Genomic DNA, 16,416 nt, shown 5'->3' with positions numbered 1-16,416 from the left:
AGCGCTTCGGCAGGGCGCCGGGGTTGACCTTACCTGTCGGCTCTTCGGTCTCCGACACGTCATCATCTCCGGACCACCCCGCGTGAGGCCAATTGATCACCCATGTCCCGACACGGCCGTCATATCGCCTTCACGTACTTTTCAGCGAATCGTCGCCGCATGCCGCCCGCCCCCGCGACGATCGCACCCGTTGAAAGCGGGACGGCGTTTGGCAAATCCGACAAACCGCCCACGGCCCGGCGCGCGTCACTGCGCCCACACCGGTGTCACGCGGCGCGCCCCCGATCGGGTTCAACCTCGCTGCCAAGTGAGACGCCGCTCTCTGATCATTTGCCCGCCGAATGTGTCGAATCGCCACCAGGCACCCGCGGGCGTCAATCTCGGCAAACCGTCACGACGATTCTCTCGGCATTGCGTACGCCCGGGCCGGACCCCTTGTCCGCACGCGCCCGCCAACGCGGCGCCGCGCCGCGTGTCGCCCGAGGCCCAGCGCCCCACATCGGGTCGCGCCGTGCCGTATCGCCCCACGTCGTGCCGCATTACCCCACGTCGCCCACGTCGCCCCGCGCCGCCGCCCCGTGCCGCGCCGCGTCACCCCGCCCCGTGCCGCGCCGCGTCACCCCGCGCCCCGCGCCGTGCCGCTCGTGCCGTGCCGCGTCGCCCCGCGCCATGCCGCCCTGCGTCGCTCCGCCTTACATCGCCTCGCTCCGCCTTACATCGCCTCGCCCCGCCTTACGTCGCCCCGCCTTACGTCGCCCCGCGCGCCGCGTCGCCCCGCGCCCCGCGCCGTGCCGTGCCGGGCGTGCGGTGTCGTGCCGCGTCGTGCCCGGGCCGCGCGGTGCGATGCGGCCCCGCGTTGCGTCGTCGCCGGGCCGAGCTATGCCGCGGGGGGCCGTGCCGGGTCGCGTCGGGCTTGGCCGCTGTTGTTCTGGGCCGCTTGGGGTCGCACTAGGTCGTGCCGGTCGTGCCGGGCTGGCCTGGCGCGTGGCGGGCTCAAGCCGTGCGCGGCGGATCGAGTGCGGCGGGGTCAGCGGCCGAGGCGGCGGCGGATCATTCCGGCGAACTGGCTGACCTCGGGGACCTTGAGGAAGATGCCGCCCACCGCGTACACGGCGAGCAGTACCCCAGTGCCCAGGATCAGCTGGACGACGCCCAGCAGCTTGCCCGGGTCGATGATCTGCGCGATCAGCCACGACAGGCCCAGCGCCAGCAGGCCGCCCGCAGCAGCCGCCGCCGTCAGGCGGATCAGCGTGTCCAGCAGGCGGCGCAGGCCCAGCCGGCCCAGGCGCTGGCGCAAAAGTACGTAGCCGACGACGAGGGCAACCAGGTACGACAGCGCCGTGCCCACCATCAGCGAGGTCGTGACCACCGCGACCGGCAGGATGAAGTAGAAGCTCACGTCCAGGATGAGGCGTACGGCCACGCCGCCGATGTTGACCATTGCGGGGGTCTTGGTGTCGCGCATGGCGTAGAAGACGCTGGTCTGCATCTGGCTCAGGGCGAACGGGACCAGGCCGAGGCCGGCCGCCGCCACCACCGAGCCCGTGGCCAGGGCCTGGTCGTAGTTGTACTGGCCCCAGTTGAACAGCGTCACGGCGAGCGGGCGGCCCAGGGCCAGGTAGATGGCCGAGGCCGGGATGAGCACCACCGCGGCCAGGCGGCTGGCCTGGGCCAGCTGCTCGGTGACGTCGGCGAAGCGGCCGTCCGCGGCGGCGGCCGAGATGCGGGGCATGATCGCGGTGATGACGGAGACGGCGACGATGCCGTGGGCCATCATGAAGATCAGGAAGGCGTTGTTGAACACGGCCGGGCCGTCGCCGCCGTGCAGTTCGGTCTGCTTGGCCAGGGCCATGACGACCGTGATGCCGATCTGGTTGACCCCGACGTACAGCAGCATCCACGCGCTGAGCTTGGCCAGCTCGCGCAGGTGGAGCTTGCGGAAGTCGAAGCGCCACTTCCACTTGAACCCGGTCTTGCGCATCGCGGGCCAGAGGCCGGCCGCCTGCACGACGATGCCCAGGGTGGTGCCGATGCCGAGGATCAGCACCTGGGGCAGCGTGATGGTGTCGGGCGTCGGCACGCCCCCGCTGTGCACCACCATGAACAGGCCGGCGGTGGCGATGACGACGATGTTGTTGAGGATCGGGGTCCACATCGGCGCGGCGAAGTGGCCGCGCACGTTGAGGATGGCGGCCGAGATGCCGGCCAGGCCGTAGAAGAAGATCTCGGGCAGCAGCAGGTACGCCAGCAGCGTGATCAGATCACGGTCGCTCGCCGTCACCTTGTCGTTGCCGAGGGTGTAGATGGCGGTGATGAGCGGGGCGGCCACGACCACGATCACGGTGGCGATGCCGAGCGCGACGGCGGCCAGGGTCAGCAGGCGCTGGGCGTGCGCCTCGCCGCGGTCGGCCTCGTCCTTGCGCGCCCGCACCAGGGTCGGGATGAGGACGCTGGCCAGGACGCCGCCGAGGAGCAGCTCGTAGACCTGGTTGGGCAGGTTGTTGGCGAGCGTGTAGTCGCCGCCGACCAACCCGCCGCCGATGGCCGCCGCGATGGCCGCCGCGCGCAGGAAGCCCGTGGCTCGGCTGACCAGGCTCAGGATGGCCATCGTGCTGCTGTTGCGCACGACGGTGCCGGTGCTGTCGTCGTCGGCCGCGCTGGGCGGGGCCGACTCCTCCACGACCGGCGCGTCGGCCACCACCTGCGGCCGCGGCGTGATCAGCGGCAGGGCGACGGTCGGCGCGTTGGCCGGATCGACCATGCCCGGCGGCCGCTGGCCGACATGCAACCGCACCGTCTGCCCGGGGTCGACCGGCGGCCCACTCGGCGGCTGGCCGGGGGCCACAGGGCCAGACGCGGGCCGAAGCACCTGCGTAGGACCGGAAAGAGCGGCATCGCCCGGCTGCGGGCGAAGGACCTGCGTGGGACCGGAAGAACCAGGGCCCGAGGCGGCAGCATCACCCGCCTGCGGCCGAAGCACCTGTGTAGGGCCCGCGAGGGCAGGATCGCCGGCAACAGCAGGCGCCGAGGGGTCGGCCCACGGGTCCTCAGGAGCGCGGTGCGCCCCACCCCGGCGCCGTGGCGGTTCCGCCGTCGGTTCCGGCCACCCGTCCGTCCCCGGATCCATTCGCCACATCCCCACTCAAGCCGAACTTCCCTCTCGCAGCACCGACCATAGTGGCACCCCCCGACACTTCCGAGGGGCCGACGATTATCAGGCGACCCGATGCACACGCGGCGGCTACCCTCGGTGCCTGCTTTCCCCCTCGCGATAGGCTGATCGACCGATGCCCGAGACCACACGCGCCTCGAACGAGGCCCAGCGCCGCTCGGCCTCGAACGAGGCCCAACGCCGTTCCGTGCCCGAGCTCCTGAGCGAGGCCCAGCGCCGCGCCGTGCACGAGCTGCTGCGCGTCTCCCCCGTCGCCGACGAGCTCGGCCGCCGTTTCGAGCGGGCCGGCCACGAGCTGCACCTGGTGGGCGGCTCGGTCCGCGACGCGCTGCTCGGGCGGCTCGGCGACGACCTGGACTTCACCACCGACGCGCTCCCCGAGGAGACGCTGCGGATCATCGACGGCTGGGCCGAGTCGATCTGGACCACCGGGCAGGAGTTCGGCACGATCGGCCTGGCCCGCCGCGGGCTGCGCATCGAGGTGACGACGTTCCGCGCGGACGCGTACGACCGCGTGAGCCGCAACCCGATCGTCCGCTTCGGCGACAACCTCACCGACGACCTGCGCCGGCGCGACTTCGCCGTCAACGCGATGGCCGTCTCGGTGCCGGGGCACGAGTTCACCGACCCGTACGGCGGCCTCACCGACCTCGCCGCCGGCATCCTGCGCACCCCGGGCACGCCGGAGGAGTCCTTCGCCGACGACCCGCTGCGCATGCTGCGGGCCGCCCGGTTCGTGAGCAAGCTGGGCTTCGAGGTCGCACCCGAGGTACTGGCGGCCATGACCGCGATGGCGCCCGACCTGGCGCGGATCACGGCCGAGCGGGTGCGCGACGAGTTCGTCAAGCTGATGAGCGGCCAGGACCCGATCGGCGGCCTGCGGCTGCTGGTCGAGACTGGCCTCGCCGAGCAGTTCCTGCCGGAGCTGTCCGGGCTCAAGCTGGAGATCGACGAGCACGCGCAGCACAAGGACGTGTACGAGCACACGCTGATCGTCGTGCGCAACGCCATCGGCCACGAGCCGGACGGGCCCGACTTCACCCTGCGCATGGCCGCGCTCATGCACGACATCGGCAAGCCGGCGACGAAGGCGGTCGGCCCGGACGGCGGGGTGAGCTTCCACCACCACGAGATCGTCGGCGCGCGGCTGACCAAGCAGCGGATGAAGGCGCTCAAGTTCCCGAAGGACGTCATCGCCGACGTGGCCGAGCTGGTGGCGCTGCACCTGCGCTTCTACGGGTACGGGCGCGGGGAGTGGACCGACTCGGCCGTACGCCGCTACGTCACCGACGCCGGGCCGCTGCTCAACCGGCTGCACGCGCTGACCCGCTCGGACGTGACGACCCGCAACAAGCGCAAGGCGGCCCAGCTCGCGGCCGACTACGACGCGCTGGAGGAGCGGATCGCGCGCATCGCCGCCGAGGAGGACCTGGCCCGGGTCCGGCCCGACCTCGACGGCAACGCGATCATGGAGCTGCTGAACATCCCGCCCGGCCCGCTGGTGGGCCAGGCCTGGCGCTACCTGAAGGAACTGCGCCTCGAGCGCGGCCCGCTGGACCACGACGAGGCCATCGCCGAGTTGCACAAGTGGGCCGAGTCCGAGGGGATCACGCCACCCGGATCTCGGTGATCTGCACGGCGAGCTTGGGTGGGCCGTCCGGTCCGCCGGTCGTCGTGCCGGCCGCGGCGATCCGGTCGAGCAGGTCCATCCCGCTGGTCACGGTGCCGAAGACGGTGTAGTCCGGCGGGATGTCGCTGTCCTTGTACACCACGAAGAACTGCGACCCGTTCGTCCCCGGGCCGGCGTTGGCCATCGCGAGCGTCCCCCGCGGGTACGGCGGCAGGGTCGTCGGCAGGTTCTCCTCGCCGAACTGGTAGCCCGGGGTGCCCGTCCCGGTGCCGCTCGGATCGCCGCACTGCAGGACGTACAGCCCGTCGGTGGTGAGCCGGTGGCACGGGGTGTCGCTGTAGAAGTCGTCCCGCGAGAGGTGCACGAAGGAGTTGACCGTGCAGGGCGCGCGGTCGGCGTACAACTGGATCCCGATCGGCCCCAGGTTGGTCTGCATCGTCGCGGCCAGCCGGCCGGTCAGCGTCGACTTGGGCGCCGGCGTGGCGATCAGGCGCGTGTCGCCCTCGCCGCGGCCGGCCGAGGCATAGCTGCAGGGCACCCCGGCCGGGGCCTGGGTCTGGGCACCGGTCGGCCCGGCCGCCCCGTTGGGCAGCGAGCTCGCGCCGGTGGTCAGCGGCGCGCCGACCTGGGGCGCGGGCCCTCGACCCGACGCCGCCGGGGAGCCGGCGACCGCCCCGCCCATCGTCTCGGCCGAGTCCCGCCCGGGCCCGATGGCCAGGTACGCCACGACGGCCACCACGGCGAGCGCCAGCACGGCCCCCCCGACCAGCGGCACCAGACGGCGAGACGAAGTCGGCGGCGCCTCCAAAGCGGACGGAGCAGCAGAAGCAGCAGGGGGAGCCGGGAACTGAGGATCCTCCGGCTGTGATTTACGCAGTGATTCGGGGCGTACCGCGCCGGGCACACCAGGGACTGGCGCGGACGGCGGCAGCGGCTCGGCGAGCTCCGGCGGTCGCGGTTCGCCGGGCTCCGGTGGCGTTGACATTCCGTAATCGTACGACTACCAAAAGCAACAGTCCGGGAGGCTGTTGCCCGAGATCGTCTCCTTGTCGGAACACCGACCCCGTCTGCGTCGTGCATGTGGCGATTCGGCCGCTTCTGCGCCTAGACCGGGTGGGCTACCGTCGCTAACACGCAAACCCCTGAACAAAAGCAAACCCGGCAAGCCGGCCCCAAAAAGTAAACCCCCGGAACCCTGAACCTGGAGGCAGACATGCAGCCGTGTCCAACCTGCGGCGGCATGGGCATTGATGCGAACGGCTACTGCACGCAGTGCCGCACCTATCGGGGCGTCCCGCAGGCGCCCCAGCAGCCGACGAGCGGCTCGCCGTACAGCGGCGCACCGTACGGCGGACAGCAGCCCTATGCCGGATACCCCACGAGCTCAGGACCGCAGTACTCGGCGCCGCCCTCATACTCCGACCCGGTCTCCGCTCCGCCCACCGCGTACGGCGCGACGTACGGCGGCGGCTCCTCGCCCACGGGTGGTGGCCGGAACAAGTACCTGATGCCGATCCTGGCCCTGTCCGGCGTGCTGGTCATCCTGGTCGTGGCGATCGTCGTGGTCGCGGCGCTCAAGAGCGGCGACGACAAGAAGGACGACCCGCAGGCGAACAACCCGACCGGTGCCCCGGCGACCACCGGAGCGGCCGCCGAGGAAGCCAAGATCGACAAGTGCCTCGTCGGTACGTGGACGACTCAGACGTACACCGAGAAGGTCCCGATGGACCAGGTCGGCGAGGTGCCGATCAGCCTGACCAAGAACGGGTCGGTCCTCAAGTTCACCGCCGACGGCAAGCTGACCGAGACGTACAAGGACAGCACCTTCACCGGCAATCCGACCATCTCGGGTTCGGCGGTCGCGATCACCATCACGGTCAACGCGACGGTCACGTCGAACGTCTCGACCCAGGCCGGGAGCATCGCCTACACGAACGTGCAGGCGACGGGCACCATCAACACCAAGGCGCCCTCGATCAACTTCGACGAGACCGAGCCGTTCCAGACGGACGACAACCCGGCGAAGTACACCTGCAGCGGCGACAACCTGACGATGACCACGTCGCAGGTGAGCCTGTCGGCCAAGAAGACCGGCTGACCTAGCGGGCCTGACGCTTGAGGAGCCCGTCGGGAGCGGCGATGTCGTCGCCCACCCGGCGGGCCCAGCGCCCGCCCAGCGCCGCGTAGCCGGCGGCGGCCAGCACGTAGCAGGCCGCGATGACGCACAGGACCAGCGCCGAGCGCCCGGTTTCGGGCAGCGTGAGGGCGCCGATGTACATGCCGGCCACCAGCGTCAGATTGAACGCCGTGTCATTGATGCTGAAAACGCGGCCACGGTACTCGTCCGCGCACTCGTGCTGCAGCGAGGTATCGGTCACGATCTTGATGCCCTGTGCCGCCATATTCGTCACGAACACGGCGCCGAGCAGCAGCACCGGGTCGAACGGCAGCCCGAAGCCCAGGATGGCCAGGCCGGTGCCGGCCAGCACGATCGCCACCCAGCGCCAGCCGCCGATGCGGCGGGTGATCGGGGGCGTCACGAACGAGGCCAGCAGCATGCCGACCCCGCCGGCCAGGAACGCGTTGGCGATGGTGCCGAACGAGCCGGTGACGTCGTCGCCGTGGTTGAACACGGTGCGGAAGAGCAGCAGGCAGGCGAGCAGGACCACGCCGTACAGCAGCCGGAAGGTCGCCTGCGCGAGCACCAGATAGGCCGCGCCGCGCTTGGCCGCCAGGTGGCGCACGCCGGCGACCGTGCCGCGGCTGGTCTCGCCGAGCGCGGCCAGGATCGATCCCCTGGTACGGCTGGCGGCATCCGGCCCGAGCTCGTCGGGGCCGAACGAGGTCCGCCCGACCAGCGCCGAGAGCAGGTAGAAGACCGCGGCCAGGGCGGCGACCAGCGCATATCCGTGAAACGAGGTGGCCAGGACGGTCTTGATGAGCGCCGCGCCCGCCCCGATCCCCAGTGAATAACTGAGCGAGCCCAGCGTGCCGGCGAACGAGTTCGCGGTGACCAGCGTCGAGTCGGCGACCACGTGCGGGGTGGCCGCGGACAGCCCGGCCAGGAAGAACCGGTTCAGGCCGATGACCACGAGGGCCAGCAGAAAAGGAATCGGCGACTTTTCACCGCCCCAGATGTACAGCGAGATCGGCAGCACCAGCAGCGCCCGCACGATGTTCGCCACGCTGACGATCGAGCGGCGCCGCCAGCGGTCGAGGAACACGCCGACGTAGGGGCCGACCAGCGAGTAGGGCAGCAGCAGGATCGCGAAGCCGGCGGCGATCGCCATCCCGCCTGCCCGCTGCTCCGGGTTGAACAGCACGCTGCCCGCCAGGGCGCCCTGGAACAGCCCGTCGCCGAACTGGGCGATCATCCGCACCGAGGTCAGCCGCCGGAAGCCCCGCTGGCGGAGGACGGCACGGACGAAGTGCGTCTGCGGGCGGGAGCTGATGGTGCTGGCGGACACGGCGCAAGCCTACGGCGAACCGGGCGGCCGTGAACCCGCACGAACAGAGAAGGGCCCTCACCAAACGGTGAGGGCCCCGCTCCGAACGGTTACCGATCCTGCTTGGGCGCCTCGACCGCCGGCCGGCCGTTGACCGGCTCGACCACGTCGTCGCCGCCGGCCAGCGCACCGAGCCGGCTCAGCAGCTTCTGCACGTCGATGCCGGTCAGGTCGGTGCCCAGCTGAAGGCCCTGGGCGACGTTGCTGGCGACCGACCTGGACAGCGACGAGGCGCCGTCGGTCGAGATCACCGTCAGCTTGTCGATGTTGCCCATCGGGTCGCTGGCCGCCTTGACCACGTCCGGCATCACCCGGACCAGCAGGTCGAGGATGGCCGCCTCGCCATAGGTGGCGAACGCCTCGGCCTTGGCCCGCATGGCCTCGGCCTCGGCCTGGCCGCGGGCCAGGATGGCGGACGCCTCGGCCGCACCCTCGCGCTCCAGCGCCTCGGCGATGGCGACACGGCGCCGCTGCTCCGCCTCACCTTCCTTGGCACCCTCGATCGCGTTGGCCTCGGCCAGCGCGGCGCGGCGGGACCGCTCGCCCTCACCGGTGAGGCGGGCCTGCTCGGCGGAGGCCTGCGCGGCCGCGATGGTCGCCTGCCGCTGCGCGTCCGCCTTGAAGATCGCGGCGTTCTTGGCCGCCTCGGCCTCCTGCTCCACGCGGTACCGCTCGGCGTCGGCCGGCTTGCGCACCTCGGTGTCGAGCTGGCGCTGCTTGAGCTCGGCGTTGCGCTCGGCCACCTTCTGCTGCTCGGCCAGGATGACCTGCTCGCGCTCGGCCTGGGCGAGCGGGCCGGCCGCGGCCGACTTGGCCTTGGCCGCGTCGATCTCGGCCTGGATGCCGGCCTGCTTGAGGGACAGGTTCCGGTTGGCCTCGGCGATGGCCTCCTCCGAGCGCAGCCGCTCGGACTCGGCGGCCTGGCGGGCCTGGGCCTCGGCGATGGCGGCGTCGCGCAGCACCCGGGCGGCCTCGGGACGGCCCAGGTCGGCGAGGTAGGAGCCCTCGGCGAAGATGTCCTGCAGCTGGAACGTGTCCAGCACCAGGCCCTGGTTGGTCAGCGAGTGCTCGGCCTCCTCGGCCACGGCGCTGGCGAACGCGGTGCGGTCGCGGATGATCTCCTCGATGGTCAGCCGGCCGACGATCGAGCGCAGCGCGCCGGCCAGGACCTCGCTGGTGAACAGGTCGATGCCCTGCTGCTGGTTGAGGAAGCGCTGGGCGGCGGCGCGGATCGCGTCCTCGGTGCCGCCGACCTTCACGATCGCCACGCCCTGGAGGTTGGCGCGGATGCCCTGCTTGCTGACCGCGCCGGTGATCTCGACGTGGATGCGGCGGCTGGACAGGTCGAGCACCTGCAGCTTCTGCACGATCGGGACCACGAAGACCGAGGCGCCCATGACGACCTTCTGGCCGGACAGGTCGGTCGAGCGCGAGCCGTCGAGGCCCTGCACCGACTTGCCCTTGCGTCCCGTGATGATGAACGCCTCGTTGGAGCCGGCCACCTTGATGCGCGAGACGATGAACAGGATGATTAGCAAGATCAACAATACGCCGCCGCCGATGGCGACGAGCAGGACTGTGTCCATCCGCTCCTTCTTCCGGGGGTTTCTATCTAGAGGGGCGTTTCTTCCACGATCACGCTGGTGGGGCTGGTCGCCTCCACCACGAAGACGCGGGCGCCGAGCGCGATGGGCTTGTCGGCGCGGGCGCTGAGCTTGACGGGCTGCCCGCCGAGGGAAATACGGATCTCGCCGAAACCGTTGCCCATGATGGGCGTGACGACCACGCCGGTGGCGCCGATCATGTCGCGCTGGGTCGGGGTGCCGTCGGTGCGCATGTTCATCGCGAACCGGGCGAGGCGGGTGGCGAGCCAGGCGGTGGGCAGCGCGGCGACGACGCCGGCCACGACGGGCACCAGCAGGCCGTCGGCGCCGGTGATCGCCGCGAAGGCGGCCCCGGCGAAGCCGAAGGCGCCGATGAAGCCGGCGACGGCGGGCAGTGAGAACGGCCCGGCGGCGTCGGGATGGCCGAAGTGGAAGAGGTCACCGATGAGCACGGACAGGGCGAGGACGACCACGCCGATTCCGCCGATCACCAGGAACGTCGTTTCCACCGGCGCCCTCCCTCCAGGACAACTGCAGGGTAGCCGCACCGCGCCACTCCAAGCGTCCGGCAAAGGGGGCAGAATCGACGCCGTGCGGTGGGTTCAGGTGCAGGCGCCGATCGATGCGCTCGGCGTGGCGTTCGACGATTCGGGCATTTGCCGCGTCCAGTTCGGCGGGGCGCCGCCGAACGTTCCGCTGGCCGAACCGGACGAGGTGCTCGGGCGCGCGATGGACGAACTGACGCGCTATTTCGCCGGCGAGGACGTCGCATTCACCGTGCCGTTGTCGGTGCGCGGCGGCTCCGAGTTCGAGCGCGCGGTCTGGCGGGAGCTTGCCGCCATTCCCTTCGCCGAGATGCGCACGTACGGCCAGATCGCGGCGGCCGTCGGCGAGCCCGACGCGGCCCGGGCGGTCGGCACCGCGTGCAACCACAATCCGATTCCGGTCATCATTCCCTGCCATCGGGTGGTCGGCGCCGACGGCAAGCTGGTCGGCTTCGGCGGCGGGCTGTGGCGCAAGAAGATCCTGCTGGAGCTCGAGGCGCGGGTGCGTATCGAGCGCGAGTTCGGGCTCGCCTGACACTCGGATGACAAAAGGGCCGGCCCCGTGTGGGGCCGGCCCTTTCATGCTGTGCGATCAGCGCTCGATCTCGCCCTTGATGAAGTTCTCGACCGACTCGTGCGCGTCGTGGTCGTTGTACTGCACCGGCGGCGACTTCATGAAGTAGCTCGACGCCGAGAGGATCGGGCCGCCGATACCGCGGTCCTTGGCGATCTTCGCGGCCCGCAGCGCGTCGATGATGACGCCGGCCGAGTTCGGCGAGTCCCACACCTCGAGCTTGAGCTCGGCGTTGAGCGGGGTGTCGCCGAAGGACTTGCCCTCCAGGCGGATGTACGCCCACTTGCGGTCGTCGAGCCACGGCACGTGGTCGGACGGCCCGATGTGCACGTCGGACTTCACCATCTCGTGCGGGATCTGGGACGTCACCGACTGGGTCTTCGAGATCTTCTTCGAGACCAGGCGGGTGCGCTCCAGCATGTTCATGAAGTCCATGTTGCCGCCGAAGTTGAGCTGGTAGGTGCGCAGCAGCTCGACCCCGCGGTCCTCGAACAGCTTGGCCAGCGCGCGGTGCACGATGGTGGCACCGACCTGGCTCTTGATGTCGTCGCCGACGATCGGCAGCCCGGCGTCGGTGAACTTCTGCGCCCACTCCGGGTTCGAGGCGATGAAGACCGGCAGGGCGTTCACGAACGCGCAGCCGGCGTCGATCGCGGCCTGGGCGTAGAACTTCGCCGCCCGCTCCGAGCCGACCGGCAGGTAGCACACGACGACGTCGGCCTGCGCGTCGCGCAGCGCCTTCACCACGTCGACCGGCTGCTCGTCGGACTCGTCGATCATCTCGCGGTAGTACTGCCCGAGACCGTCGTGGGTCGGGCCGCGCTGGACGGTCACGCCGGTCGGCGGCACGTCGCAGAACTGGATCGTGTTGTTCTCGCTCGCACCGATGGCGGCCGCCAGGTCCTGGCCGACCTTCTTCGCGTCGACGTCGAACGCCGCCACGAACTCGACGTCGCCGACGTGGTAGTCGCCGAACTTGACGTGCATGAGACCCGGTACTCGGTCATTCGGGTCGGCGTTGCGGTAGTACTCCACACCCTGGATCAGGGACGAAGCACAGTTGCCGACACCGACGATGGCAACGCGGACGGAGCCCATCGCGGATGCCTCCTTCTTGTTGTTCACGATGACCGCTCCGGATCTTGTCCCGAAGGCGGCTGAGGGGTGGTGCCATTGCGCTCGTTCGCAATGAGCTCTTCGAGCCAGCGGACCTCGCGCTCGCAGGCGTCCAGGCCGTGGCGCTGGAGTTCCAGCGTGTAGGCGTCGAGCCGCTCGGCGGCTCGGCCGAGCACGTCACGGAGGCCCTCGCGGCGCTCTTCCACGCGCCGGCGGCGGCCCTCGAGGATCCGCAGCCGGGTCGCGGGGTCGGTCCGCGCGAAGAACGCGAAGTGCACCCCGAAACCGGCCTCGCTGTCGTAGGTCTCGGGACCGGCGGCGCCGAGCAGTTCCTGGAACCGCTCCTTGCCTTCCGCGGTGATCGTGTAGACCACGCGGCCCCGCTTGCCGGTGAGCAGGGGCGGCTCTTCGGTGCCAGCCGTCGCGTCGGCCGGCGTCGCACCCTCGGTGATCCAGCCGTCCGCCTGCAGCCGGCGCAACGTCGGGTACAGCGAGCCGTAGCTGATTGCGAAGCGGAACGCCCCCAGCTTGGTCGTCAGTTGCTTGCGCAACTCGTATCCGTGCATCGATGACTCGTGCAGAAGGCCCAGGATCGCCAATTCGAGCACTCCCGGCCTCCTTCCCGTAACCCGCCCGATGTATCGGGCCGATACATCGAACGGTAGGTCGAGATCCGAACGGACGCAACAAATCCGACCAAGTGGGCTGGGCCACAGCGCTGGACGTCGATCGGACGACTACCGATCGTGACGGGAGTCGCCGTGCGGCGCCCGACCGCGTACCCTCGGGCGCATGCGTACCCAGCGTCAGGTCGTCGACTTCTCATTGAGAAGACGCGCCCTGCTGCGTGAGGTGCAATCCGGACGCGTCGGCACCTATGAGGTGTGCGACGCGTCTCCATACCTGAAGAGCGCTGCGAAATTCCACGGCGAGCCGACGGACGAGCTATGCCCCGTCTGCCGCCGCGAGAACCTCACGCACGTGCACTACATCTATGGCGACGAGCTGCGGCAGTCGTCCGGCCAGGCCCGTCGCCTCGCCGAGCTGCCGATCCTCGCGATGACGCTGAGTGAGTTTCACGTGTACGTCGTGGAGGTATGCCGCGCGTGCGGCTGGAACCACCTCGTCGAGCAGTACCTCCTCGGGCGTGACGGCCTCGTCACCGACGGCGGCGAGACGCCGTCGCGGATGCGGGGAGGGGCGGCCGAGTGAACCTTGTGCGCGTGACGCAGCGTTGTCACGAGTGCGGGACGAAATTCGCTGACTTCCTGCTCGGACCCCCGGCGCTTGGCATCGGGGCCGCGCCGCACCGGCTACCCCGCCAGTGGCGCACCTCACAGACATGACGGCGACGGAGCATGCGACAAAAATGCAACCGGCAAGGTGGGACGAATGAACTACGGTGACCCGAGCAACCCCCAATCGGGCCGCGCGCAGGTTCCTGGAAACCAGCCGGAACCCCCCTCACCCCACCCCTCCTCCGTCCCGCCGGCCGGCCGGGCTCAGGTCGGGCGGGCCGGGGTCGGCCCCGGTGGCGCCACGGGCTCCGCGAGCGTCGGCTCCGCCCGCGTCGGCGGCTCGGCGAGCGTCGGCTCGGCCCGGGTGTCGCCACCCGAGGGCCCGACCGGCCGCGCCTCCGTCGGTTCCGCCCGCGTGGGCGGCTCCGCGAGCGTCGGCGCCGCGCGCGTCTCCCCACCCGAGGGCCCGACCGGCCGCGCGTCCGTCGGCTCGGCCTCCGTGCCGGGTGCCGCGGGCCGGGCCACCGTCGGGCGGGCCGTCGTCGGCTCCGCCTCGGTCGGCGTACCGGATGTCATGGACGGCCCAGGCGGTCCGGGTGGCCCCGGCGGTCCCGGCGACCTCCCCCCGGGCGCGGGTGGCCGCGGCGGCAAGGACGGCCGCAGCGTCACCGCCAAGGCGAAGAAGCGCCGCCGGCGGAACATCATGATCGCCTCGATCGCCGCGTTCATCATGATCGCCGGCATCGGCATGGTCGCCGGCACCTACTACTTCGACCAGGTCGCGCTGCCCGACGACATCACGCTCGACCAGTCGACCACGATCTACTACTCCGACGGCGTGACCCCGATGAGCCGCATCGGTGAGAACCGCACGGTGCTGCCGTTCGACCAGATCCCCAAGGACATGCAGCACGCGGTGGTCGCCGCGGAGGACAACAGCTTCTACACGAACGACGGCGTGGACTACAAGGGCGTCGTGCGGGCCGCGTGGAACAACGTGAGCGGCGGGGACCGGCAGGGCGCCTCGACGATCAGCCAGCAGTACGCGCGGCGCTGGGCCGACCTGGAGGGCGTCACCTACGCCCGCAAGGTGCGCGAGGCCGTCATCGCGCTCAAGCTCAACCAGCAGTACTCCAAAGACGAGATCATGACGATGTACCTCAACGTCGTCTACTTCGGCCGCGGCGCCTACGGCATCGAGGCGGCGTCCCAGGCGTACTTCGGCAAGCCCGCCAAGGACCTCAAGACCAACGAGGCCATGCTGCTGGCCGGGCTGATCAAGAACCCGGAGGGCTCCGGCAAGGGCAGCCCGTTCGACCCGAACATCGACAAGACGCAGGCCCTCGACCGGTTCAACTACATCAAGGGCCAGATGATCAAGCTGAACTTCGTCCCGGAGGCCGAGGCGGCCGACCGGATGAAGTTCCCGGACAACGTGGTCACGCCGGCCGACGCCCGCAAGCGCTCCGTGTCGCAGCAGAACCTCGACAAGCCCGAGGGCCTGATCGTGCACCACGTGCTGGGCGAGGTCGCGGCGCTGACCGACCCGCGCACCGGCCAGCTGCTGTACGAGGACACGGACGCGGACGGCAAGAAGAACTTCGACAAGATCCGCAACGGCGGCCTCAAGATCGTGACCACGATCGACAAGGACGTCCAGCCGATCGCGGTGCGCGAGGCCAGCCGCAACAAAGACTCGAACATGAACAAACAGCCGGAGAACCTGCAGGCCGCGCTCGTCGCGGTCGAACCGGGGACCGGGGCGGTGAAGGCGTACTACGGCGGCGACGACGGCAGCAAGAACGACTACGCCGGCTACTACAACGACCCGGTGCTCGGCACCGGCGAGGACAGCTGCTGCGGCGGCCACCCGCCGGGCTCGACGTTCAAGGTCTACACGCTCACCACGGGTCTGCTGAACGGGTACCGCATCGACTCGATGTGGGACGGCAACTCCCCCGGTGACTTCCCCAAGAGCGGCCGGTCCATCAAGGGCGGCAACCCGGTCAAGAACGCGGGCGAGAACCCCGTGTCCCACCCGGCCTGCGGCGCCTGGTGCACCCTCGAAGAGGTCACCGTCCTGTCGCTCAACGTGCCGTTCTTCGCGCTCGCCGAGAAGGTCGGCCCGGACAAGGTGATCGACACCGCCCGCGCGGCCGGCATCACCGACATGTGGGCCACGGTCAAGGGCAAGGACCTCCCGGTCAAGATCGACCTGACCAACAAGACCGGCAAGGACGTCATCCCGCAGTACTTCAACACCGAGGTGGCGTTCGGCCAGTACCCGATCACGGTGCTCGAGCACGCGGGCGGCATCGCGACCATCGCGGCGCGCGGCTACGCGGCCAAGACGCACTTCCTCAAGGAGATCTGGACCGGCGGGAAGAAGACGTACGGCGAGGTCATCAAGCCGCAGCGGATACCGGGCTTCACCGACGGCATGTCCGACGACATCAACACCGTCCTGCAGGGCGTGCCGAAGCACTACGGCCTGAAGATGAAGGACGGCCGCCAGATCGCCGGCAAGACGGGCACCTGGCAGTACGGCCAGAACCAGAGCGGCAACGCGCACGCCTGGATGGTCGGCTACGCCGCCTACGACCCCGTCAAGAAGACACCCGACCTCGCGGTCGCGGTCTGGGTCGGCAACAAGGGCAACGAGCAGCCGATCAAGGACTCGAGCGGCAAGGCGATCATCGGTGGTTCGCTGCCCGGCCCGATCTGGCGCGACTTCCTCAACGACGCGCTGACCGCGCTCAAGGCGCCCAAGGTCAACTTCCGGCCGCCGGCCAACACCGGCCGCCTGGACGTGGGCACGGGCATCTCGCCGGTGCCGAGCGAGCCGGTGGTCGATCCGAACAACCCGGGCCAAGACCCGAACAACCCGGGCAACGGCAACGGCGGACCGGGCAACGGCAACGGCAGCCAGAACCCGGGCGGCAACGGCGGCGGCACCGTGCCGACCACCGAAGCCACCCGAAGACGCTGATATCAGCAGGGTCTGATGTGTGCGGCCACGGTACCGGCGGTA

General features: G+C 70.4%; 12 protein-coding genes. 5 read left to right on the top strand and 7 right to left on the bottom strand.

The window, feature by feature from the left end; all coding sequences use genetic code 11:
* Positions 1 to 1,027 precede the first annotated feature (1,027 nt).
* Entirely contained in the window at positions 1,028 to 2,845 is a 1,818-nt protein-coding gene (murJ, locus tag ACQPZ4_RS51050; RefSeq protein ID WP_433054144.1) for a murein biosynthesis integral membrane protein MurJ, read from the bottom strand.
* A 442-nt stretch (positions 2,846 to 3,287) separates the two neighbouring features.
* Between murJ and ACQPZ4_RS51045 the strand changes: the two genes are divergently transcribed.
* The gene (locus tag ACQPZ4_RS51045) at positions 3,288 to 4,802 is read left to right on the top strand and encodes a CCA tRNA nucleotidyltransferase (RefSeq protein ID WP_433054141.1); all 1,515 of its coding nucleotides are present in this window, start codon (positions 3,288 to 3,290) and stop codon (positions 4,800 to 4,802) included.
* Here the strand turns inward: ACQPZ4_RS51045 and ACQPZ4_RS51040 are convergent.
* Positions 4,780 to 5,577 carry a peptidylprolyl isomerase gene (locus ACQPZ4_RS51040; RefSeq protein ID WP_433054138.1) on the bottom strand — a complete coding sequence of 266 codons (798 nt, stop codon included), beginning with the start codon at positions 5,575 to 5,577 and terminating at the stop codon, positions 4,780 to 4,782. The genes ACQPZ4_RS51045 and ACQPZ4_RS51040 overlap by 23 nt on opposite strands.
* A gap of 465 nt (positions 5,578 to 6,042) precedes the next feature.
* On the opposite strand from ACQPZ4_RS51040, the gene ACQPZ4_RS51035 reads away from it, so the two are divergent.
* The gene (locus ACQPZ4_RS51035) at positions 6,043 to 6,900 is read left to right on the top strand and encodes a hypothetical protein (RefSeq protein WP_433054134.1); all 858 of its coding nucleotides are present in this window, start codon (positions 6,043 to 6,045) and stop codon (positions 6,898 to 6,900) included.
* A gap of 1 nt (position 6,901) precedes the next feature.
* Here ACQPZ4_RS51035 and ACQPZ4_RS51030 read toward each other — a convergent pair whose 3' ends face one another.
* From ACQPZ4_RS51030 to ACQPZ4_RS51020, 3 genes are all read right to left on the bottom strand, one after another.
* Positions 6,902 to 8,269, bottom strand: coding sequence for an MFS transporter (locus tag ACQPZ4_RS51030; protein WP_433054131.1), 1,368 nt, complete (start codon positions 8,267 to 8,269; stop codon positions 6,902 to 6,904).
* A gap of 89 nt (positions 8,270 to 8,358) precedes the next feature.
* Entirely contained in the window at positions 8,359 to 9,894 is a 1,536-nt protein-coding gene (locus tag ACQPZ4_RS51025; protein WP_433054128.1) for a flotillin family protein, read from the bottom strand.
* A gap of 26 nt (positions 9,895 to 9,920) precedes the next feature.
* Entirely contained in the window at positions 9,921 to 10,421 is a 501-nt protein-coding gene (locus ACQPZ4_RS51020) for an NfeD family protein (protein ID WP_433054125.1), read from the bottom strand.
* An 82-nt stretch (positions 10,422 to 10,503) separates the two neighbouring features.
* Here ACQPZ4_RS51020 and ACQPZ4_RS51015 point away from each other — a divergent pair, with 82 nt between their 5' ends.
* A complete protein-coding gene (locus tag ACQPZ4_RS51015) occupies positions 10,504 to 10,992 on the top strand; it encodes a methylated-DNA--[protein]-cysteine S-methyltransferase (protein WP_433054122.1) in 489 nt (162 codons plus the stop codon).
* A gap of 57 nt (positions 10,993 to 11,049) precedes the next feature.
* Here the strand turns inward: ACQPZ4_RS51015 and ACQPZ4_RS51010 are convergent, their stop codons facing one another.
* Both ACQPZ4_RS51010 and ACQPZ4_RS51005 read right to left on the bottom strand, forming a co-directional pair.
* Entirely contained in the window at positions 11,050 to 12,129 is a 1,080-nt protein-coding gene (locus ACQPZ4_RS51010) for an inositol-3-phosphate synthase (protein ID WP_433067113.1), read from the bottom strand.
* Positions 12,130 to 12,152: 23 nt separating this feature from the next.
* Positions 12,153 to 12,755: a PadR family transcriptional regulator gene (locus ACQPZ4_RS51005; RefSeq protein WP_433054119.1), complete on the bottom strand. Its 603-nt coding sequence runs from the start codon at positions 12,753 to 12,755 to the stop codon at positions 12,153 to 12,155.
* Positions 12,756 to 12,939: 184 nt separating this feature from the next.
* Between ACQPZ4_RS51005 and ACQPZ4_RS51000 the strand changes: the two genes are divergently transcribed.
* Both ACQPZ4_RS51000 and ACQPZ4_RS50995 read left to right on the top strand, forming a co-directional pair.
* Complete coding sequence (locus tag ACQPZ4_RS51000; protein WP_433054116.1) at positions 12,940 to 13,359, top strand: DUF5318 domain-containing protein; 420 nt, start codon at positions 12,940 to 12,942, stop codon at positions 13,357 to 13,359.
* Positions 13,360 to 13,539: 180 nt separating this feature from the next.
* Complete coding sequence (locus tag ACQPZ4_RS50995) at positions 13,540 to 16,374, top strand: transglycosylase domain-containing protein (RefSeq protein ID WP_433054113.1); 2,835 nt, start codon at positions 13,540 to 13,542, stop codon at positions 16,372 to 16,374.
* Positions 16,375 to 16,416 lie beyond the last annotated feature (42 nt).

The organism is Dactylosporangium sp. CS-033363 (assembly GCF_050942475.1).
Classification (GTDB): Bacteria; Actinomycetota; Actinomycetes; order Mycobacteriales; family Micromonosporaceae; genus Dactylosporangium.
The sequence above is the reverse complement of the archived record's forward strand: the minus strand, read 5'-3'. Positions and strand labels throughout refer to the sequence as shown.

What these genes read in the sequence shown, in the direction of transcription:
- ACQPZ4_RS51045 (WP_433054141.1), top strand. Translation starts at nt 3,288, where the DNA reads ATGCCCGAGACCACACGCGCCTCGAACGAGGCCCAGCGCCGCTCGGCC.
- ACQPZ4_RS51035 (WP_433054134.1), top strand. Translation starts at nt 6,043, where the DNA reads ATGGGCATTGATGCGAACGGCTACTGCACGCAGTGCCGCACCTATCGG.
- ACQPZ4_RS51025 (WP_433054128.1), bottom strand. Translation starts at nt 9,894, where the DNA reads ATGGACACAGTCCTGCTCGTCGCCATCGGCGGCGGCGTATTGTTGATC.
- ACQPZ4_RS51010 (WP_433067113.1), bottom strand. Translation starts at nt 12,129, where the DNA reads ATGGGCTCCGTCCGCGTTGCCATCGTCGGTGTCGGCAACTGTGCTTCG.
- ACQPZ4_RS51000 (WP_433054116.1), top strand. Translation starts at nt 12,940, where the DNA reads ATGCGTACCCAGCGTCAGGTCGTCGACTTCTCATTGAGAAGACGCGCC.
- ACQPZ4_RS50995 (WP_433054113.1), top strand. Translation starts at nt 13,540, where the DNA reads ATGAACTACGGTGACCCGAGCAACCCCCAATCGGGCCGCGCGCAGGTT.